Consider the following 19,435-nt stretch of genomic DNA (forward strand, 5'->3'; position numbering starts at 1 on the left):
TCAGTTCGTGGTCTACTTCGACTTCGACCGTTCGGACCTGACGGCGGAAGCCCGCTCGGTGGTGACGCAAGCCGCCAACTACGCCAAGTCGGGCGCTCCGACGCGCGTGCTGGTGGTCGGCCACACCGACACCTCGGGCAACGCGGCCTACAACATGGGCCTGTCCAACCGCCGTGCGCGCACCGTGGCTGACGCCCTGGTCGCTCAAGGCGTCAACGGCGGCGTGATCTCGCTGGACGGCAAGGGCGAGACCCAGCCGGCCAAGGCCACCGGCGACGGCGTGCGTGAGCCGCTGAACCGCCGCGCCACCGTCGACATCAACTTCTAAGGCTCAAGGGGGCCGGCTCATCCCGGCCCCCGCGACCGTAGAAGCGTCGATAAGATCAAGGACGGTCAACCCGCAGGGGCCGACCGTCCTTTTTCTTTGTCTGAAGGCCGCCCTTGCTGGCGCCTGTCATCATCTGCGGCTATCTGCAGGTGACGATTTTCTAGAGGAGTGCTTCTATGCGCGTCGCCATGATCGGAACGGGCTATGTCGGCCTGGTGTCTGGGGCCTGTTTCGCCGATTTCGGCCATACGGTGACCTGCGTCGACAAGGACGCCTCCAAGATCGATCGCCTGCACCAGAATATCATGCCCATCTACGAGCCTGGCCTGGACGATCTGGTGGCGACCAACGTCAAGGGGGGGCGCCTGTCCTTCGCCACGGACGGGGCCGAGGCCATCCGCTCGGCCGACGCCGTCTTCATCGCCGTGGGCACGCCCTCGCGGCGCGGCGACGGCCATGCGGACCTGTCCTACGTCTATGCGGCGGCCGAGGAGATCGCCGATCTGATGCAGGGCTTCACCGTCGTGGTGACCAAGTCCACCGTCCCGGTCGGCACCGGGGACGAGATCGAGCGCATCATCCGCGAACGCCGCCCCGACGCCGACTTCGCCGTCGTCTCCAATCCCGAATTCCTGCGCGAAGGCGCCGCCATCGGCGATTTCAAGCGGCCGGACCGCGTTGTCGTCGGCACGGATAGCGAGCGCGCGCGCGCCGTCATGGCTGAGCTCTATCGTCCGTTGAACCTGAACGAGACGCCGATCATGTTCACCGGCCGCCGCACCTCCGAACTGATCAAATATGCGGCCAACGCCTTCCTGGCGATGAAGATCACTTTCATCAACGAGGTCGCCGACCTGTGCGAGGCGGTCGGCGCCGATGTGCAGCAGGTGGCCCGCGGTATCGGTCTGGACAATCGCATCGGCTCGAAGTTCCTGCACGCCGGGCCGGGCTACGGCGGTTCGTGCTTCCCCAAGGACACCCTGGCCCTGGTGCGCACGGCGACCGACGCCGGCTCGCCGATTCGTCTCATCGAGACGACCGTGGCCATCAACGACGCCCGCAAGAAGGCGATGGCCGACCGCGTGGCCGAGGCCCTGGGCGGCGATTTGAAGGGCCGGACGGTCGCCCTGCTGGGGCTGACGTTCAAGCCGAACACCGACGACATGCGTGATGCTCCCTCGCTGGACGTGGCGCCCGCCCTGATCGCACGCGGGGCGACGGTTCACGCCTATGACCCCGAGGGCATGGAGGAGGCTGCCAAGCTTCTCGACGGCGTGGTGTTCACGAGCGGCCCCTATGACGCGGTCCAGGGCGCCGACGCTGTAGTGATCCTGACGGAGTGGAACGAGTTCCGCGCTTTGGATCTGGCCCAGGTCAAGCTGCTGCTGAAGCAGCCAGTCATGGTCGATCTGCGCAACGTCTATCGCCCGGACGACATGAAGGCGCGGGGCTTCCGCTATACGTCAATCGGTCGTCCCGACCACGCCGCCTGATCAGCGGGTTCTAGAAGAACAGGGCCCGTCCCGCTGCAATGACGACGGCGGCTGTCACCACGGCGGCGAACGCCGCCGCGGCGCCAAGCCTCAACGCCCTGCCCAGCGCCCGACCTGGCGCGTCGTCATCCATGTGAATCTCCCTGATTGCGAACACCAAAGCCGTGCGGGCAGGGAACCGCAAGGGTGTACAGGGCAAAGAAAAAGGGCGGCCCGGTCACGGGCCGCCCTCCATCCTCGACAAGGCGTCGGGATCAGCCGGTGAACGGACGGATCAGGATTTCGACGCGGCGGTTCTGGGCCTTGCCCTCGACCGTATCGTTCGAGGCGATCGGATTGCGGGCGCTCATGCCGGCGACGTAGAGGCGCTCGCGCATCACGCCGCGGTCGATCAGATAGGAGGCGACCGACGACGCCCGGCGTTCCGACAGCGGCTGGTTGATCGCATCGCCGCCCGAGGCGTCGGTATGGCCGATTACGTCGACCATCGAACGATCATATTCGTTCAGCACCCGTGCGACATCGTCCAGCACCGGCAGGAAGCGGGTGTCCAGCGACGACTGGTTGGTGGCGAAGGTCACGTCTGACGGCATGCGCAGCACCAGGTTGTCGCCCTGGCGCCCCACGCCGACGCCAGTGCCCGAAAGCTCGGCTTCCAGCGCGCGTTGCTGGCGGTCCATGTACTGGCCGACCCCGGCCCCGGCCAGGGCGCCCACGCCTGCGCCGATGAGGGCGTTCTTGCGGCCCTGCTCGCCGCTGGAGGTGTTGGTCAGATAGCCCAGCAGGGCGCCGCCGACGGCGCCGGCGATCGCGCCCGTGCCGGTGTTGTTGCGACGCGGCGCAGAGCTGTAGGGGTCAGTGGTGGTGCAAGCGGCGGCGCCCAGCAGGGCGGCGATGCTCAGGCCTGTGACGGCAAGCTTGGCGCGCATAGGTGATCCTTTCGATAGTGATCCGGTCGCAGAAACGCAGGCCATATGGTGAAGGTTCCAATCTGTACCCGTCATGAACGGAACCGGCAGGGTTTTCACAGCGGTTGCGACCTCGGCGAGCGTTGACCGCACGGCCCCGGCCCCCCATCTGTAACAGCGGCCGGGCGCTTTGCCGATCGCGGGAGGCGCCGGACGGCCGAGGTCGCTTTTCCATGAGGACCCCATGACCACCCGCGCCGTGCTGTTCGACAGCCCCTTCCTGCTGGGCTTCGACCAAACCCGAGCCCTGATCGACCGCGCCGCCAAGGCGGCGGGCGAGAGCTATCCGCCCTATAACGTCGAACAGATCGGCGATGCGGCCGTCCGCATCACCCTGGCGGTGGCCGGATTCACGCCGGACGACCTTTCCGTCACCGTCGAAGGACGCCAGCTGACCATCACCGGCAAGCGCGAGGACGCAGGCCGCGACCCGCAGGCCTTCCTGCATCGGGGCATCGCCGCGCGCGGCTTCGTGCGCAGCTTCGTCCTGGCCGACGGGCTGGAGATTTCCGGCGCCCGGCTGGAGCACGGCCTGTTGCACGTCGAGCTGATCCGCCCGGAGCAGGAAAAGCTGGTGCGGCGCATCCCCATCACCACGACGGGCTGAACCAGCCATCGAACCGCTCGGCTTTCCGGGCGTTCAGTCAAGCGTAAGGAGGCGGTCTTATGACGCCCATCATGACTAAAAAGGACTTCGCCGGTTTCGGCGCCCCTGATCTTGTTTACGTCCGCGCCATCCGCGCCTCGGATGTGATGGCCGACGCCCACGTGGAGCCGGCGGCCGATATTGAGATCGATCCCGATCAGATCCTCTACGCGGTGCACGGCGCCGACGGCGAGCGTCTGGCCGTCATGCTGGATCGCGAAACTGCTTTCGCCGCCGCCGTCGCGCACGAGCTTGAGCCGGTCTCGGTCCATTGATTTCTTTGGAAGAATAAAGGCGCGGGCCGGCTGGGCGCCGCGCCTTTTCGTTGGTCAGGCGGCCGTCTTGGACACGTCCTTGACGAACAGGGCGCGGATGGCGTCCACGGTCCGCGCCTGACGCAGGTGCTCGCGCAGTTCCGGCGAGCGCAGGGCGCGCGACACCGCCGCCAGGGCTCGCAGATGCTCGGCCCCGGCGTCCGTCGGCGCGAACAGGGCGAACAACAGGTCCACCGGACGATCGTCCAGCGATTCATAGGCCACCGGCGTGTCCAGCCGCACGAAGACGGCGCACACCTGCTCCAGACCCTTGATGCGGGCGTGCGGCACGGCGACGCCCGAGCCCAGGCCGGTCGAGCCCAGGGCTTCGCGTTCCAGCAGAGCCTCGAAGGTGCGCTCGGCGTCCATGCCGGTCGCGCTGGCGAAAGCCTCGGCGACGGCGTGCAGCGCCTGACGCTTGGATGACGCGCCGCCGCGCAGGACGATCCCGTCCGGCGACAACAAATCAGCAATGTCCATGACTACCCCGAAATCGGTACCCGACATGTGCGGAAGGGCGAGGGCCTTCTAGCGCCTTCGCCCCTCCAGCGGAAGTCTCTCAGCCGACGCGTTTCGCCGCGCCGTTCACCGTGCGCTCCGGGTCGATCCAGCCCACATTGCCGTCCGGGCGACGATAGACCACAGCCAGGCCGCCGTGGGCGGCGTTGCGGAACATCACCAGCGGGTAGCCGGTCATGTCCAGTTCGGCCACGGCGCGGCCGACCGTGAGGGTGCGGATTTCGGCCTGGGTCTCGGCGATGACCATGCCCACGGGGGGCGGTTCATCGGGGCGACCCGCCTCGCCGAACTCTTCGTCCTCGACCGAATCGGGGTCGCGGAAGATGGTCAGGGCGGCGACTTCGCGCGCGGCGTCCTCGGTCTTCTCGGGCGACAGGCCCTTGGGTCCGATGTGGTGATCCTTCAGGCGGCGCTTATAGCGGCGGACCCGCTTCTCCAGCTTGTCCAGACTGTCGGAGAAAGCGGCCTGGGCGTCGCCGCCGAACCCGGTCGTCACCAGCGACTGACCCGAGGCGAGACGCACCCAGCAATCGACGCGGAAGCCATGGCGATCCTTGGAGACCACGACCTCGGCGTCCTGGGCGCCGCGGGCGAAATATTTGCCGATGCCCTCTTCGAGTTCCTGGGAGATGCGCGAGCCTAGCGCTTCGCCGACATCCACTTGCTTGCCGCTGACTTGTATCTGCATAGCCATACAACGCGACGGACCGCGTTTGGTGTCAACGCCGATCACCGATTTGTGGTGAAGCTTGGCGGGGGCGTGATCAGGCGGTCTTGAGCAGGCGGCGGCGCTGGACCGACGACGGAATTTTCAAGGCTTCCCGATACTTGGCGACCGTGCGCCGGGCGATGTCGATGCCGGCCTCATTGAGGATTTCGACGATCCGATCGTCGCTCAGCACCTCGCCGTCCGCGTCCTCGCCCTCGATCATGGTCTTTATCCGGCGGCGCACCGCTTCGGCCGAATGCGCGGCGCCGCCGTCGCTGGACTGAATGGCGGCGGTGAAGAAGAATTTCAGCTCGAACACCCCGCGCGGGGTGGAGACGTATTTGTTCGAGGTGACGCGGCTGACGGTGGATTCGTGCATCTCGATGGCTTCCGCCACCGTCTTCAGCGTCAGCGGGCGCAGGAATTCGACGCCGAAGGCCAGGAAGGCGTCCTGCTGGCGCACGATCTCGGACGAGACCTTGAGGATGGTCTTGGCGCGCTGGTCCAGCGATTTGACCAGCCAACTGGCCTGGGCGGCGCAGTCGGCGACGAAGGTCTTCTCCGTGTCGGACCGGGCGCCCGCCGCGATCACCGAATGATAGCGCTTGTCCATCAGCAGCCGGGGCAGGGTGTCGGCGTTCAGCTCGACCCGCCAGCCGCCCGCCGGATCCGGCCGCACATGGACGTCGGGCACCACGGTCTGCGTCGGTTCGCCGCCGAACCCGGCGCCGGGACGCGGCGTCAGGCCCTTCAGCTCGGCGATCATCTCGCCCAGGTCCTCGGCGTCGACGCCGCAGGCCTTGCGCAGGGCGGTCAGGTCGCGCCGCGCCAGCAGCTCCAGATTGTCCAGCAGGGCGCCCATCGCCGGATCGAAGCGGTTGCGCTCGACCAGTTGCAGCGTCAGGCATTCGGCGATCGAACGGGCCATCACCCCCGTCGGCTCGAACCCGTGGCAGACGCTCAGAATTGCCTCCACGCGGCTGATATCCACGCCCAGCCGCTCGGCGATTTCACCCAGATCGGCGCGCAGATAGCCGCCTTCGTCCGTGGCGTCGATCAGGGTCAGGGCGATGCCGTGGTCGGCCGCCGACAGGCCCGCCGCCGAGGCCTGGGCCTGCAGATGCTCCCACAGGGTCAGGTCGCGATGATCGGGGCGCTCGCGCTCTTCGCCGTCAGCCATGCCGCCGGCGCCCGTGCGGGACCAGTCGTTCAGGCCAGGCTGGGCGACGGCGCCGTCCTCCTGACGGTCGCTGACCCGTTCGCCAGGCGCGGCGTCGCCGTACAGGTCGTCCGAGGCGGCGTCCATGTTCTGGGCGTGGGCGTCGGACCCTTCGACGAATCTCAGCTCCGCCTCGCCGCCGTCTCCGGGGGCGGCGTCGTTGGCGGCGTCCGGCGCAGCGTCGCCGCCGGCGTCGGCCTCGTCGCGTTGCAGCAGGGGATTGCGTTCCAGCTCGGCCTCGACGAAGGCCTCCAGCTCCAGGTTCGACAGTTGCAGCAGCTTGATCGCCTGCTGCAGCTGGGGCGTGATGACCAGCCCCTGCCCCTGCCTGACCTCCAGCCTCTGACCGATCACGTCGCTTCAACCCCGCATGCAGGCGCTGTTGGCCCGCTTCTTGCTGGGATCATGGCGCAGAGCCGTTAACGGGGGATGAGCGGGGCTTTACCTTGGCCCTGCGGCTCGGCCTCAGCCGTACATCTCGCCCAGATAGACGCGGCGCACCTCGGCGTCGGCGACGGCTTCGTCAGCCGTGCCCTCGAACAGCAGAGAGCCGGACGAGATGATTGAGACGCGGTCGATGATGTCCAGCGTCTCGCGCACATTGTGGTCGGTGATCAGCACGCCGATGCCCTGGCTCGACAGATAGCGGATCACCTGGCGGATATCCGCGATGGCCAGCGGGTCGATGCCCGCGAACGGCTCGTCCAGCAGCATGAAGCTGGGTCGCGCGGCCAGGGCGCGGGCGATCTCGACGCGGCGCCGCTCGCCGCCCGACAGGCCGGTGGCCGGGGCGTGGCGCAGGTGGTCGATGCGCAGCTCCTCCAGCAGGCGGGTGGTCTCGTCGCGAACGCCGGCGGCGGTCTTCTCGCGCAGTTCGACCACGGCCTTGACGTTCTGCTCGACCGTCATGCCGCGGAAGATGGAGGCTTCCTGCGCCAGATAGCCCAGGCCCATGCGCGCGCGCTGGTACATGGGCTGCTGGGTGATGTCCTCATTGTCCAGCCAGATCGAGCCGCTGTCGGCGGGGATCAGGCCGGTGATCATGTAGAAGCAGGTCGTCTTGCCCGCCCCGTTCGGCCCCAGCAGGCCGCAGACCTCGCCGCGCTGGACGTTCAGCGAGACGTCGCGCACCACCTGCCGCTGGCCGAAGCTGCGGGCGATGTGTTCGACGCGCAGACCCGTCGGATGCGCGTTTTCGACCGCCGGCGCCGTCGGTTCGACGACGGGGCCGTCCAGGTTCAGGGCGGAGAGTTCCTTGCGCGCCACGCCGCCTCAGTTCCCTTGCGGATAGAAGACGCCCTGGACGCGGCCGTTGCCGCCGCCGCCCTCGATGCGCGCCGTCTCGGTGCGGACGTTGTAGACGAGGCGGCTGCCGGTCAGCACGCTCTTGCCCTGGGTCAGGATCACGTCGCCGGTCACCACGACGTTGCCGTCGTTCAGGGTGTAGACGGCGCGGTCGCCCTTCATGCTCTGGTCCGGGGTGACGAAGTAGACGCCGCCGCTGGCCTCGATACGGTTCAGGTCGCCATTGGACGTAAAGCCCCGGATGGCGTCGGCGCGCAGGCGGTTGCCGCCCTGCGTCACCTCGGCCCGGCCGCGAAGCGAGAAGCCGTCTGGCGTATATTCGCCGCTGTCGGCGCCGTACTGGACCGGCTGGCGGCTGGCGTCGGCGCGGGTGCTGGCGTTCTGGGCCCCCGAAACGGCGGGCAGCATCAGGGCGGTCAGCAGGGCGGCGCCTGCGATCGTCAGCTTGGACTTGGACAGTTTCATCGGTCGGCTCCGGCGGGATTGATCGTCCCGGTTACCTTGTTTTCGCCCTGGCCGTTGAAGACGACCCTCTGGCCCTGATCATAGATCGCATAAGACGAAGCATCGATGCTTCCAAGGGGGCCGCGACCCTGCACCCCCTTGTCGCCGGTGACGACGCCGGTGTCGGTGTCCACCACCGCTTCGGGCGTGGTCAGCTCCCAGCCCGTGCCGCCATCGGAAATCTTCACGTTCGGGCCGATGACGACCTTGCGCTGGGCTTCCAGATAGGTCCCGCCGTCGGCGCTCAGTTCCGTCGTCTTGCGCGCGCCCAGGTTCAGCCTCAGCAACGGGCCGACCAGGCGGAAATGGCCGCTTGCCGGATCGCGCACCGCCCCCTGGGCGCCGATGACGAAGGAGCGTCCCTGCGCGTCCTGGCCGTGGAACATCGGATTATCCAGGCGGATCTCGCGGCTTTCGCTGGCCTTGCGCTCGACCCCCGACATGACGGTGCGGAACACGGTCCAGGTCAGGGCGCCGCCCGCCAGCATCAGGATGACGATGGGCAGGACGCGCCGATACAGCTTTACCCGCCGCGAGCGCGTGCGCCAGCGTTCGCCGGCGCGGGCGACGCGCACCTCGTCGGCGCGCTTCTGCTCGTCCTGGGCGTGCTGTTCGCTCATCGGCGTTTCAGGTCCGATCCTTCTAGGCGTGGGCGAAGATGTCGATCTCGTCCCAACCGGCCAGGTCGAGGCGCGAACGCATGGGCAGGAAGTCGAAGCAGGCCTGGGCCAGCTCCATGCGGCCTTCGCGCACCAGCATCTCGTTCAGCCGGTTCATGATGACGTGCAGGTAGAGAACGTCCGAGGCGGCGTAGTCCAGCTGCGCCTGGCTCAGTTCGGCCGCGCCCCAGTCTGAGCTCTGCTGCGCCTTGGACATGTCGACCCCGGCCAGCTCGCGCGACACGTCCTTCAGGCCGTGGCGGTCGGTATAGGTACGCGCCAGCTTGGAGGCGATCTTGGTACAGTAGACCGGCCGCGTCTCGACGCCCAGGTGCAGCTCGAACATGCCGATGTCGAAACGGCCGAAGTGGAATATCTTCAGCACCTTGGGATCGGTCAGCAGCCGCTTCAGGTTGGGGCAGTCATAGGCCGGGCGGTTCAGGCGCACGACGTGGGCGTTTCCGTCGCCTGACGACAACTGCACCACGCATAGCGGATCGCGGCGGAAGCGCAGGCCCATCGTCTCGGAATCGATCGCCACCTCGGGGCCCAGGTCCAGGCCGTCGGGCAGGTCGCCTTCGTGGAAATAAACCGTCATGCGCGCAAACTCGTTCGTCGTTCAGGCCGCAACATAGACGAACCGCGCGCCACCGCCAGAACACAGGCGCCGGAACTCAGGCTCGACTTCGCCGTCGCGGCCGCAGGGGAGGGGATATCAGGGCCGAAATGACAAACGGCGCCGCATCCTATCGGATACAGCGCCGCTTGAGAAATGGTGCCCAGGAGAAGACTCGAACTTCCACGACCGTTAAGCCACTGGCACCTGAAGCCAGCGCGTCTACCAATTCCGCCACCTGGGCCCGGTGGGTCGCCCCGCCGAGGGCCGGACTAATAGGGGGGACCCTCGGGGCGGTCAACAGGCTTTTTTCGCTTTCGTGAAAAAACTGCGCCGTTGACCAAAAGCTCCGGGAAATCCGCGCACTATCAGGCCAGCCAGACCATCATCCGCGTATCGGCGCTCTCGCCCCGCGCGCGGCTGAAGGCCGGACGGGTCTCGCCGGTATAAAGGAACCCCGCCTTTTCCAGCACCCGGCCCGAGGCGGGGTTGTCGGCAAAGTGGCCCGCCATCAGGGCGCGGCGCTTCCATCGCGTCGAGGCCCAGACCAGGGCGCCTTGCAGCGCCTCGGTCGCATAGCCGCGGCCCCAGAACTCGCGGCCGATCCAGTATCCGGTCTCGGGCACGGCGTCGGCGTCGTGGAACATGCCGACGACGCCCACGGGGCCGTGGTCCTCGTGCTCGATCAGGAAGGTGTTGGCCTTCTTCGGGTCCTGCGACGCCACCTGCAGCACGAAATCCTCGGCATGGTCGACGCCGAAGGGGTGGGGCATCCGCTTGGTCATGCGGGCGATGTCGTGGTCATTGGCCAGGGCCGCGATCCGCGACACGTCCTGGGCGCCGGGGGCGCGCAGCAGCAGGCGCCGCGTCTCGACGACGGGAGAGGTTTCGATCACGCACATGGTTCGGCCTCGATGTCTTCGGCGCCGCCTCCTTGGAGGGCTCGGACGGCTTTCGAGGCGGGGAAACGCAAACGGGGAGCCTGGTGATCCAGACTCCCCGCGGAATATTTTCCCTTGGTCCGGATCGGCTGCTGTCGAGAGCAACGCGATCCGGGGAAATACTGTCCTGGCTTCGCGTTACTCGGCGGCCATCGCCTGGGCGTCGTCGTTGGCCGGGAGAATCGACACGTAACAACGGCCGCCACGTTTGGTCGTGAACTGCACCGAGCCGGTCACAGTGGCGAACAGGGTATGGTCGCGGCCCAGGCCGACGTTCGTGCCCGGGTGGAATTTGGTGCCGCGCTGACGCACGAGGATGTTGCCGGCCAGCACGTGCTCGCCGCCGAACTTCTTCACGCCAAGGCGCTTCGACTCTGAGTCGCGGCCGTTACGCGACGAACCGCCAGATTTCTTGTGAGCCATCTTGCTGCTCCTCTTCCTTGGTGCGCTACCGCCCGTTCGGGCTGCTTGAGCGCTCCATCTGTCTTGCTAGGCGCTGATCCAGCGCCGGTGAAAATCTTAGGCTTCGGCGCCTTCGGCGGCGTCAGCCTTAGCGGCCTTCTTGGCCGGAGCCTTCTTGGCCTTCGGGGCCTCGGCTTCGACAGCCTCGACGCGCGGGGCCAGGCCGCGGGCGCGGGCGTTGATCTCAGCCTTGGTGATCAGCTCGACCTTGCCGTCCCACTTGGCCTTCTCGCCGGCGCCTTCGATGCCGGTGATGCGCAGGACCGATTCCATCTGGCGATGGCCGTTCGTGCGGCGATAGCCCTGACGACGGATCTTCTTGAAGATCTTGATCTTCTCGCCCTTGCGGGTCTCGATCAGCGTGGCTGCGACAGCGGCGCCGTCGATCAGCGGAGCGCCGACCGTAACACCCTTGTCGCCGCCCAGCATGAGGACTTCACCGAAATTGACGGCAGCGCCAGCGTCGCCGTCGATCTTCTCGACAACAATCACATCGCCCGGTTGAACCCGGTACTGCTTTCCGCCGGTCTTGATCACCGCGTACATTAGGAAGCCTCAGCGTGAACGCAAAAATGGATGCGCCCGCCAGGAGACCCTGCGGGCGAAGAGCGGCGACATATACGGATGGTCACGGAAGAGTCAACGTGAAACGGACGCCCAAGGGGGCAAAACCCGCCTGAAACGGGTTCTGAGCCGACTCTGTGGCCGCGATGCACGGGCGTGCAAGCACGGGGGGAGTTCGAAGCCCCTATATATGAAGACGCGACGTGGCGCCGCGGACGAAGATTCTTCGCCGATTCTTCTCGACCGTTATAAGGTAACACTCTAAGGGAGCGGCCATGTCCTCTCCCGATCTCGCCGAGCCGGTGCTGCTGTCGCTTCTGGGCGGCGGCTTCGTCGCGGCCTTCCTGCACGCGGCCCTGCCGACCCACTGGCTGCCGTTCGTCCTGGTCGGACGGGCGCAGCGCTGGAGCGTGGCGCGGGTGATGACGACCGTGGTGACGGCCGGATTGGCCCATATCGCATCCACGGCCCTGGTGGGATCGCTGATCGTGGCGGCGGGCCTGGCGTTGAACCGCTGGGTCGAGGGCCTGCTGCCGCATCTGTCGGCGGGCCTGCTGTTCCTGTTCGGCGCCTTCTATCTGGCCAAGGCGTCGTTGAAGCGTACGGCGACGGCGGGCGGACCGGCGATGGACGCGGGCGAGGGGGCCGGGCCTGCCGTCTCCGACCGGGCGGCCTTTCTGGGGCTGGTGCTGATGATGGCGGTGACGCCGGGCGAAGTGCTTCTGCCTATCTATCTGTCCTCGGCGACCGAAGGCTTCTGGGCTCTGGGCCTTCTGACGCTGGTGTTTGCGGCGGGGACGGTGCTGGGCATGACCCTGCTGGCGGCGCTGGCGACGGCGGGCTACTCCATCCTGCGGCTGGAGCGGTGGGCGCGCTATGAAGGAGCCATTCTGGGCGGGGCCCTGATCCTGATCGGCTTCCTGGTGCTGACGCATCAGCATTGAGTTTCGATAGGTTATATATTTACATTCAAAGACTTGTGTCTTGCAGGGCTTGACCTTGCCGCGTGGGAAGACCTAGCTGGACGGACATGGCGCACGAACACGCACACGGTCATGAAGGCCACGATCATTCCCACGGCCAAGGGCATGGCCAGGGTCATTCGCACAGCCACAGCCACAGCCACGGCCTGGGCGGTCACCATCACGGGCCGACCGACACCGGCGACTGGCGCTACGCCGTCGGCCTGATCGTCAACCTGGTCTTCGTCGCGGTTGAGTTCATAGCGGGCTTCATCGCCGACTCCACCGCCCTGATGGCGGATGCGGGGCACAATCTTTCAGACGTTCTCGGCCTGGCGATGGCGGGCGGCGCGGCCTGGCTGGCCCGGCGCGCGGCGGGGGCCAGACGCACCTACGGCTACGGCAAGGCGACGGTGCTGGCGGCGCTGGGCAACGCCCTGCTGCTGATCTTCGCCTGCGGCGCCATCGCCTTCGAGGCGGTGCGTCGTCTGGCCGAGCCCGCGCCGGTGGCCTCGGGCATGATCATCGCCGTGGCGGGCATCGGCTTCATCATCAACCTGGGCACGGCCCTGATGTTCATGAAGGACCAGCACAAGGACCTGAACGTGCGCGGCGCCTATCTGCACATGATGGCCGACGCCGGGGTCTCGCTGGGCGTGGTCATCGCCGGCGTCGTCATTTTGTTCACCGGCTGGGCCATGATCGACGGGATCGTCAGCCTGATCATCGTCGCCGTCATCATGATCGGGACCTGGGGGCTGCTGAAGGATTCGGTGAATCTGGCGCTGGACGCCGCGCCCAACGGCCTCGACGTGGCCGAGATCCGCAGCGCGCTTCTGGCCCTGCCGGGGGTGACGGCGGTGCACGACCTGCACGTGTGGGGCCTGTCGACCACCGACGCCGCCCTGACCGCCCACCTGGTCCACGACCGCCCCGATCCCGACGCCCTTTTGGCCGAGGCGCAGGGGCTGGCGCGCGGCCGCTTCGACATCAGCCACACGACGCTGCAGCTGGAAACGGGCGTCCTGCCGGATTGTCCGACCTGCTGAGCGGTTTCGCCTCTTCCCAAGGCGGCCCTCAGCCGCCATCTAGCGAGCCATGACCCAGAAGACACCCGTGACCGTCCTCACCGGCTACCTCGGCGCCGGCAAGACCACCCTGCTGAACCGCATCCTCACCGAGGACCACGGCAAGCGCTACGCCGTCATCGTCAATGAGTTCGGCGAGATCGGCATCGACAACGACCTGGTGGTCGGCGCCGACGAGGACGTGTTCGAAATGAACAACGGCTGCGTTTGCTGCACGGTGCGCGGCGACCTGATCCGCGTGGTCAACGGCCTGATGAAGCGCCAGCGTCCCGGCAAACCCGCCTTCGACGCCATCATCGTGGAGACCACGGGGCTGGCAGACCCCGGCCCGGTGGCCCAGACCTTCTTCGTCGACGACGAGGTCAAGGCCAAGACGCAGCTGGACAGCGTCACCGCCCTGGTCGACGCCAAGCACGTCATGGCGCGTCTGGATGACTCGAAAGAGGCGCGCGAGCAGGTCGCCTTCGCCGACCGCATCATCCTGAACAAGATCGATCTGGTGGACGAGGCTGCTCTGGCCGAGGTCGAGACCCGTCTGCGCGCGCTGAACCCTCTGGCCCCCATCGTCCGCGCCGAGCGTTCGAACGTGCCGCTGGATCAGGTGCTGGGCCTGCACGCCTTCGATCTGGACCGCATCCTTGAGGTCAAGCCGGACTTCGTGAACCCGCCCCACGGCGCCGAGGGGCACGTCCACGACGAACACTGCGGCCACGGGCATGACCATGCCGAGGATCATGTTCACGACGAGCACTGCGGGCATGATCACCACCATCATGACCATGACCACGATCATGCGCACGGCCCGCGCGGCCACGCCCACAACGACGACATCAAGGGCATCTCCCTGACGCTGGACCGCCCGCTAAACGGGGCCAAATTCACCGCCTGGCTGGACCGCCTGCTGGGCGAGCAGGGCCAGAACATCCTGCGCGCCAAGGGCATCATCGACGTTCAGGGCGAGGATCGCCGTCTGGTCTTCCAGGCCGTGCACATGATCCTCGAAGGCGACCTTCAGCAGCCCTGGGGCGAGAAGGAACGTCGCTGGAGCCGCGCCGTCTTCATCGGCCGCGATCTGAACGAGGCCGAACTCAAGGCCGGGTTCGAGGCCTGCGCGGCATGAACCCGCCGCCCCGCCCGCGCGCAGAAGCCAAGCTGATCTACGGCACGCCCGAGTTCGAGATCGTGCAGCACGGCGACCACGTGCGTTGCGCGGTCTCGGGCGCGCCGATCCCGCTGGAGGCCCTCAACTACTGGAGCGTCGAGCTTCAGGAGGCCTACGCGTCCGGCGAACTGATGACGAAGCGCTGGGTCGAAACGCATAAATAAACCCTCTCCCGGCTGGAGAGGGCTTGAGGCTCGGAAAGCCGAAGGCGATCCGCAAGCCGAAAGGGTGAGGGGTTTGTCCTTTCAGTCGGCGTAAGCCGTTGCGCGGCGGCCCTTGGCCGACTTCACCCCCGAACCCTCACCCTTTCGCCTGTACCAATCGCTGACGCTCTTGGAGGCTCAAACCCTCTCCCATCAGGAGAGGGTGTTCAGCCATTCCGTCATAACCCGCGCCAGCGCCTTCGGCTGTTCCAGCGGGATCATGTGGCCGCTGTGCGGCACCGTCTTCAGCGTCGAACCTTTGATCCCGCGATGCAGCTCCTCCGCCTCTTCAGCGCTGCGCAGCCGATCCGCGTCCGCCGCCACGATCAGCGTCGGCTGAACAATCTCGCCCAGCCGGTTCAGATCGCCCGCCCGCGCCATCGCCGACTGGCGGTGAAACACCTCGCCGCCCAGCCGCAAGCCCATGTCGCGCACCCGCGCGATCATCGCCTCATCGTTCGCCAGATCAGGATGCAGGGACGAGACGATGGCCGGCCGGCTCAAGCCCTTGAAGGCCCTCGGCGGCGCCTTCAGGGCCGAGCGCCGCTGGCGGATCAACTCTTCCGTATCCCCGCGCGCCGAGGTGGCGATCAGGATCAGGGCCTCGACCCGCTCCGGCGCGATCCGCGCCAGCTCCCGCGCCACATAGCCGCCCATTGAGAAGCCCACGGCGACGAACCGCTCCGGCGCATCGGCCAGGATCGCCGCCGCCAGGCGCTCGATATCCTCGCCCCGGCTGAGGTCGGTGGCGACCAGCGGCCCGAACGGGGCCAGATCGTCGGTCATCTCGTCCCACAGGGTCGCATCGGCCATGAAGCCGGGAATGAGCAGCAGGGTCATGGTCCCCTCATAGACCCGCCACGCGACAGACGCGACGCAGGACGCTATGAGGCCTGCTGACTTCTCTTTGCGCGTGAGCCGACATGACGACCTTCTCCTTCGACGCCCAGGTCACCGCCGCCCTGTTCGACAAGACGGGCGCGATCTTCGCCCTGGGCGACGGCTCGGTGCGGTTCGAGAGCGGCGCGCGTAGCGAGGTCCATGACGGCGCCGTCCTGTGCGCCTGCGTCCACCCCTCGGGCGAGGGTGTCATCACCGGCGGCGACGACGGCAAACTGGTCTGGAGCCGCGAGGGCGAGGCCGTGCTGCTGGCCCAGACCAAGGGGCAATGGATCGACGCCGCTGCCGCCTCGGCCGAGTCGGGCCTGATCGCCTTCTCCTCGGGCCGCGCGCTGACGGTGCTGGACAGCAAGGACGTGGCTTTCCGCCGCGAGTTCCAGCATGAGCGCACCGTCTCGGGCGTAGCCTTCGACCCCAAGGGCCGCCGCATCGCCGCCTCGACCTATGGCGGCGCCTGGCTGTGGTACGCCCGCATCGAGCAGCAGCAGCCGACGAAGCTGGCCTGGGCCGGGTCGCACCTGGCGGTCGGCTTCTCGACCGACGGCGCCTTCGTCGTCACCTCCATGCAGGACAACCAACTGCACGGCTGGCGCCTGAAGGATCAGAAGAACATGCGGATGGGCGGCTATCCGTCCAAGATCAAGAGCTTCGCCTTCATGGCCAAGGGGCAGCTTCTGGCCACCTCGGGCGCGCAGGGCGTGGTGCTGTGGCCCTTCGTCGGCGCCAACGGCCCAATGGGGCGCGAGGCGACCGAGATCGGCTATGACGAGACGACCCTGATCGCCCAGGTCGCCGCCGCCCCCGCCCACGGCCGTCTGGCGGCGGGGCTGGAAGACGGGCGCGTCTGGTGGGCCGACCCGGCCGGGCGCGGCCTCCAGTTCGTCAAACAGGACAAGGGAGCCCCCATCACCGCCCTGGCCATGAGTTCCGGCGCCGCCCGCATCGCCTGGGCCGATGAAGACGGTCACGCGGGCGTGGCCTCGCTCTGATCGCGCTTGCGCTGAAGCTTGGCTGAGGCAGGATGACGGCATGACCCGCGCAAAGGGCCGCAGGCGGCGGCCGATCCTGACCCTGCTCGTGATCCTGGCTCTGTTCCCGTTGGCCGGGGTGGCGGTGCATCGCTTTTTGCCGCCTCTCGCCACGATCCTGATGGTCCAGCAGGCGGCGGCCGGGCGTGGCATGGACTATCGCTGGCGCTCGCTGGACCGCATCTCGCCGCGCCTGGTCGAGGCGGTGATCGCCGCCGAGGACGCCCGGTTCTGCCAGCACCACGGCTTCGACGTCGAGGCGATCCAGAAGGCGCTGGAGGCCAACGAACGCGCCGAGCAGCGCGGCTCGGGCAAGGTGCGCGGCGGCTCGACCATCAGCCAGCAGACCGCCAAGAACGTCTTCCTGTGGCCCGGCCGCGACTGGGTCCGAAAGGGGCTGGAGGCGGGCTACACCGGCCTGATTGAGATCGGCTGGGGCAAGCGGCGGATCATGGAGATGTATCTGAACGTCGCCGAATGGGCGCCGGGCGTTTATGGCGCCGAGGCCGCCTCGCGCCACTGGTTCAACAAGAGCGCGGACAAGCTGACGGCCGCCGAGGCCGCCCGCCTGGCCGCCATCCTGCCCAGCCCGCGCCGCTACAACGCCGCCGCGCCCGGCCCCTATGTCCGCCGCCGCGCCGCCCGCATTCAGGCGGCTATGGGCACGGTGCGCCAGCAGGGTCTGCACGCCTGCGTCGATCGCCGTTGAAGCCGGCCGTTTCGCAACCCGCTGTTAACCGTGAACTTGGGGCCAAGCCTTAACGGACCCGCGTCATGCTAAGGCGGACTGCGGACCTGGGCGTCTGCGCGCGAGACGGGATTTCACGGTGAAACACGGTCTGAAACGAGCTGGGCGCGGTCTACGCTTCTTCGTCCGCCGCCTGATGCGCCAGACCCAGGGCAATGTCGCCCTGATGTTCGCTATCGCCCTGCCGATCCTGATGATGATCACTCTGGGCGCCATCGACCTGCATCAGGCGTCCAAGGTGAAGGCCGAGCTTCAGGACGCGCTGGACGCCGCCGCCCTGGCCGCCGCCCGTTCGATCTATGCTGACGACGCCAACATCAACCGGGTGGGCATGGCCGCGCTGAAGGCCAATATGCCGCGCTATTTCCAGGCTGGTTCGGCGGATACGGCGACCTTTGTCCTGGCGAACAACCGAGTGACTGGCGAGGCGCGCGTCAATGTGAAGGTGCTGGTCGCCAACGTCTTCCTGCCGCCCTACGGCAAGCTTCTGGACGACTATCTGCCGGTCGGCACCCGCTCTGAAGTCCTGCGCGCCTCGCGCAACGTCGAGGTGGCGATGGCGCTGGACATCACGGGGTCGATGGACAACTGCACGCGCAACTGTCCGCCGACGTCCAAGCTTCAGGACCTGCAGGCGGCGGCCAAGGATCTGATCGACATCGTGGTTCAGGACCAGCAGACGCCCTTCTACTCCAAGGTGGCGCTGGTCCCCTACGCGGCGGGGGTGAACGTCGGGTCGCTGGCGGCTCAGGCGCGTGGGCCGCTGGACAGCACGACCCGTTCCGTCACGGCCGCATCGTGGGTAAGCGGGACGGTGCGCACGATTACGAGCATTTCGCGGGCCTCGCCGACGACCATCACCTCCAACGGCCACGGCTTCGTCACCGGCGACCGGGTGGTGCTGTGGAACGTCCAGGACATCGCGGGCCTGAATGGGGTTCCCTATGAGGTGGCGAGGATCTCCAACAACCAGTTCCAGCTCAGGACGCTGTCGGCGTCGGGCGCGGCCTCCAGCTATCAGGGCTCGTCCACCAGCACGACGAAATCGGCCTATGTCGCCAAATGCGTGCGCAGCGACTGCGGCCTGACGCTCACGGTCGGCAGTCATGGTCTGTCGCTGAACGACCATGTCCGCCTGACCAGCATGGGCGGCCTGACCCAGTTGAACGAGGCGGGGTTCCGCGTGGCGAGCGTCAGCGGATCGCAACTGGTTCTGGATACGACGCGCAGTCTGGGTCTGGTCCGAACCTCAAAGGGCGGCGTCTCCTATTCCAGCGGCGGTCAGCTGATGAACGGGCGCGATGGCGCTGAATGGCGCGTCTTCTCCACGGCGGACGGCTACGTCAACGTGCTCGCCTCCAGCACCTGCGTCAGCGAGCGCGTCGGGGCCGAGCGCTATACAGAGGCGCGGCCGTCCACCGCCTATGTCGGCCGCAGCTATCTGGATTCGGGCAACGCCTGCCCCAGCGCCGCCATTACCCCGCTGACGGCCAGCGCCAGCGCCCTGAAGACCAAGATCGACCAGATGCGCGGCGGCGGCTCGACCGCAGGCCAGATCGGCATCGCCTGGGCCTGGTATATGGTGTCGCCCAACTTCGCCTCCCTGTTCGACGGGGCGGGCAAGCCGGGCGCCTATGCGCCGACGGAGACGCTTAAGGTCGCCATCCTGATGACCGACGGCGAGTTCAACACGCCCTTCCGCGACGGGGTCATCGGCCTGGACGCAGGAACGGGCAGCGGCGCCCTGAACACCCACATCAACCTGAACTCCTCCAACGGCGATCCTTTCGCCCAGTCGGTCGAACTGTGCCGGGCGATGCACGCTCAAGGCGTGGTGGTCTATACGGTCGGCTTCGACCTGGGCAGCGACACCGGCAGGCCGAACGTCATCGACAGCGCCCTGGACGTCATGGAGGCCTGCGCCACCAACAAGAACACCCACTTCTTCCAGGCCAACAGCGGCGCTGATCTGAAGGAAGCCTTCCGCGCCATCGGCCGCGACATCACCCGCCTGCGTATCGCCCGCTGAGGCGGGGCCTCGCCAAGGCAGGGCGAGGGGCATGAAAAAGGGCCGGCGGATCGCTCCGTCGGCCCTTC

24 protein-coding genes and 1 tRNA gene are annotated in these 19,435 nt (G+C 67.4%); 11 read left to right on the top strand and 14 right to left on the bottom strand.

Annotated features, from left to right (window positions below):
* Together D1604_RS10935 and D1604_RS10940 are read left to right on the top strand one after the other, a co-directional pair.
* Positions 1–328 (top strand): OmpA family protein (locus D1604_RS10935; RefSeq protein ID WP_147399909.1); only part of this gene is annotated, 328 nt, incomplete at its 5' end.
* A 176-nt stretch (positions 329–504) separates the two neighbouring features.
* Positions 505–1,821 carry a UDP-glucose dehydrogenase family protein gene (locus D1604_RS10940; protein ID WP_119413311.1) on the top strand — a complete coding sequence of 439 codons (1,317 nt, stop codon included), beginning with the start codon at positions 505–507 and terminating at the stop codon, positions 1,819–1,821.
* Between the two features lie 10 nt (positions 1,822–1,831).
* On the opposite strand, the gene D1604_RS16035 is transcribed toward D1604_RS10940, so the two are convergent.
* Entirely contained in the window at positions 1,832–1,954 is a 123-nt protein-coding gene (locus tag D1604_RS16035) for a hypothetical protein (protein ID WP_255413960.1), read from the bottom strand.
* A gap of 121 nt (positions 1,955–2,075) precedes the next feature.
* A complete protein-coding gene (locus D1604_RS10945; protein ID WP_024354490.1) occupies positions 2,076–2,750 on the bottom strand; it encodes an OmpA family protein in 675 nt (224 codons plus the stop codon).
* Between the two features lie 223 nt (positions 2,751–2,973).
* Between D1604_RS10945 and D1604_RS10950 the strand changes: the two genes are divergently transcribed.
* Together D1604_RS10950 and D1604_RS10955 are read left to right on the top strand one after the other, a co-directional pair.
* Positions 2,974–3,396 (top strand): Hsp20 family protein, encoded by a 423-nt coding sequence (locus D1604_RS10950; protein ID WP_024354491.1) that lies wholly within the window; start codon positions 2,974–2,976, stop codon positions 3,394–3,396.
* 59 nt (positions 3,397–3,455) lie between these two features.
* Positions 3,456–3,710 (top strand): DUF1150 family protein, encoded by a 255-nt coding sequence (locus D1604_RS10955; protein ID WP_003169641.1) that lies wholly within the window; start codon positions 3,456–3,458, stop codon positions 3,708–3,710.
* A gap of 54 nt (positions 3,711–3,764) precedes the next feature.
* Here D1604_RS10955 and ptsN read toward each other — a convergent pair whose 3' ends face one another.
* The 11 genes from ptsN to rplU form a co-directional block, all read right to left on the bottom strand.
* Entirely contained in the window at positions 3,765–4,229 is a 465-nt protein-coding gene (gene ptsN / locus D1604_RS10960) for a PTS IIA-like nitrogen regulatory protein PtsN (protein WP_119413370.1), read from the bottom strand.
* 79 nt (positions 4,230–4,308) lie between these two features.
* Entirely contained in the window at positions 4,309–4,956 is a 648-nt protein-coding gene (hpf, locus tag D1604_RS10965) for a ribosome hibernation-promoting factor, HPF/YfiA family (RefSeq protein WP_119413312.1), read from the bottom strand.
* A gap of 76 nt (positions 4,957–5,032) precedes the next feature.
* A complete protein-coding gene (gene rpoN, locus D1604_RS10970; protein ID WP_119413313.1) occupies positions 5,033–6,550 on the bottom strand; it encodes an RNA polymerase factor sigma-54 in 1,518 nt (505 codons plus the stop codon).
* Between the two features lie 111 nt (positions 6,551–6,661).
* Positions 6,662–7,462 (bottom strand): LPS export ABC transporter ATP-binding protein, encoded by an 801-nt coding sequence (gene lptB / locus D1604_RS10975; RefSeq protein ID WP_119413314.1) that lies wholly within the window; start codon positions 7,460–7,462, stop codon positions 6,662–6,664.
* 6 nt (positions 7,463–7,468) lie between these two features.
* The gene (locus D1604_RS10980; RefSeq protein ID WP_024354496.1) at positions 7,469–7,966 is read right to left on the bottom strand and encodes an LptA/OstA family protein; all 498 of its coding nucleotides are present in this window, start codon (positions 7,964–7,966) and stop codon (positions 7,469–7,471) included.
* Positions 7,963–8,625 (bottom strand): LPS export ABC transporter periplasmic protein LptC, encoded by a 663-nt coding sequence (gene lptC, locus D1604_RS10985; protein WP_024354497.1) that lies wholly within the window; start codon positions 8,623–8,625, stop codon positions 7,963–7,965. Before lptC ends, D1604_RS10980 begins: the two co-directional genes overlap by 4 nt.
* A 22-nt stretch (positions 8,626–8,647) precedes the next feature.
* Positions 8,648–9,262 (bottom strand): ribonuclease D, encoded by a 615-nt coding sequence (locus D1604_RS10990; RefSeq protein WP_024354498.1) that lies wholly within the window; start codon positions 9,260–9,262, stop codon positions 8,648–8,650.
* 175 nt (positions 9,263–9,437) lie between these two features.
* A tRNA-Leu gene (locus D1604_RS10995) sits at positions 9,438–9,524 on the bottom strand.
* A gap of 124 nt (positions 9,525–9,648) precedes the next feature.
* Complete coding sequence (locus tag D1604_RS11000; protein WP_024354499.1) at positions 9,649–10,182, bottom strand: GNAT family N-acetyltransferase; 534 nt, start codon at positions 10,180–10,182, stop codon at positions 9,649–9,651.
* Between the two features lie 177 nt (positions 10,183–10,359).
* The gene (gene rpmA / locus D1604_RS11005) at positions 10,360–10,644 is read right to left on the bottom strand and encodes a 50S ribosomal protein L27 (RefSeq protein WP_024354500.1); all 285 of its coding nucleotides are present in this window, start codon (positions 10,642–10,644) and stop codon (positions 10,360–10,362) included.
* A gap of 96 nt (positions 10,645–10,740) precedes the next feature.
* Positions 10,741–11,229, bottom strand: a complete 489-nt coding sequence (gene rplU, locus D1604_RS11010; RefSeq protein ID WP_003169630.1) for a 50S ribosomal protein L21 — start codon at positions 11,227–11,229, stop codon at positions 10,741–10,743.
* Positions 11,230–11,522: 293 nt separating this feature from the next.
* Between rplU and D1604_RS11015 the strand changes: the two genes are divergently transcribed.
* The 4 genes from D1604_RS11015 (at position 11,523) to D1604_RS11030 (ending at position 14,623) form a co-directional block, all read left to right on the top strand.
* The gene (locus tag D1604_RS11015; RefSeq protein ID WP_024354501.1) at positions 11,523–12,191 is read left to right on the top strand and encodes a hypothetical protein; all 669 of its coding nucleotides are present in this window, start codon (positions 11,523–11,525) and stop codon (positions 12,189–12,191) included.
* Between the two features lie 86 nt (positions 12,192–12,277).
* Positions 12,278–13,258 carry a cation diffusion facilitator family transporter gene (locus D1604_RS11020; RefSeq protein WP_119413315.1) on the top strand — a complete coding sequence of 327 codons (981 nt, stop codon included), beginning with the start codon at positions 12,278–12,280 and terminating at the stop codon, positions 13,256–13,258.
* Positions 13,259–13,307: 49 nt separating this feature from the next.
* Positions 13,308–14,417 carry a CobW family GTP-binding protein gene (locus tag D1604_RS11025; protein WP_119413316.1) on the top strand — a complete coding sequence of 370 codons (1,110 nt, stop codon included), beginning with the start codon at positions 13,308–13,310 and terminating at the stop codon, positions 14,415–14,417.
* Entirely contained in the window at positions 14,414–14,623 is a 210-nt protein-coding gene (locus D1604_RS11030; RefSeq protein ID WP_024354504.1) for a DUF2093 domain-containing protein, read from the top strand. Before D1604_RS11025 ends, D1604_RS11030 begins: the two co-directional genes overlap by 4 nt.
* A gap of 192 nt (positions 14,624–14,815) precedes the next feature.
* Here the strand turns inward: D1604_RS11030 and D1604_RS11035 are convergent, their stop codons facing one another.
* On the bottom strand, positions 14,816–15,502 hold the full coding sequence (locus D1604_RS11035) for an alpha/beta fold hydrolase (RefSeq protein ID WP_119413317.1): 687 nt from the start codon (positions 15,500–15,502) through the stop codon (positions 14,816–14,818).
* A gap of 83 nt (positions 15,503–15,585) precedes the next feature.
* Here D1604_RS11035 and D1604_RS11040 point away from each other — a divergent pair, with 83 nt between their 5' ends.
* From D1604_RS11040 to D1604_RS11050, 3 genes are all read left to right on the top strand, one after another.
* Positions 15,586–16,551, top strand: coding sequence for a WD40 repeat domain-containing protein (locus D1604_RS11040; RefSeq protein ID WP_119413318.1), 966 nt, complete (start codon positions 15,586–15,588; stop codon positions 16,549–16,551).
* A gap of 40 nt (positions 16,552–16,591) precedes the next feature.
* Positions 16,592–17,299, top strand: coding sequence for a monofunctional biosynthetic peptidoglycan transglycosylase (gene mtgA / locus D1604_RS11045; protein ID WP_119413319.1), 708 nt, complete (start codon positions 16,592–16,594; stop codon positions 17,297–17,299).
* 118 nt (positions 17,300–17,417) lie between these two features.
* On the top strand, positions 17,418–19,367 hold the full coding sequence (locus D1604_RS11050) for a TadE/TadG family type IV pilus assembly protein (protein ID WP_233552049.1): 1,950 nt from the start codon (positions 17,418–17,420) through the stop codon (positions 19,365–19,367).
* Positions 19,368–19,435 lie beyond the last annotated feature (68 nt).

Origin of the sequence: Brevundimonas sp. LPMIX5 (assembly GCF_003576505.1) — a bacterium.
Classification (GTDB): Bacteria; Pseudomonadota; Alphaproteobacteria; order Caulobacterales; family Caulobacteraceae; genus Brevundimonas; species Brevundimonas naejangsanensis.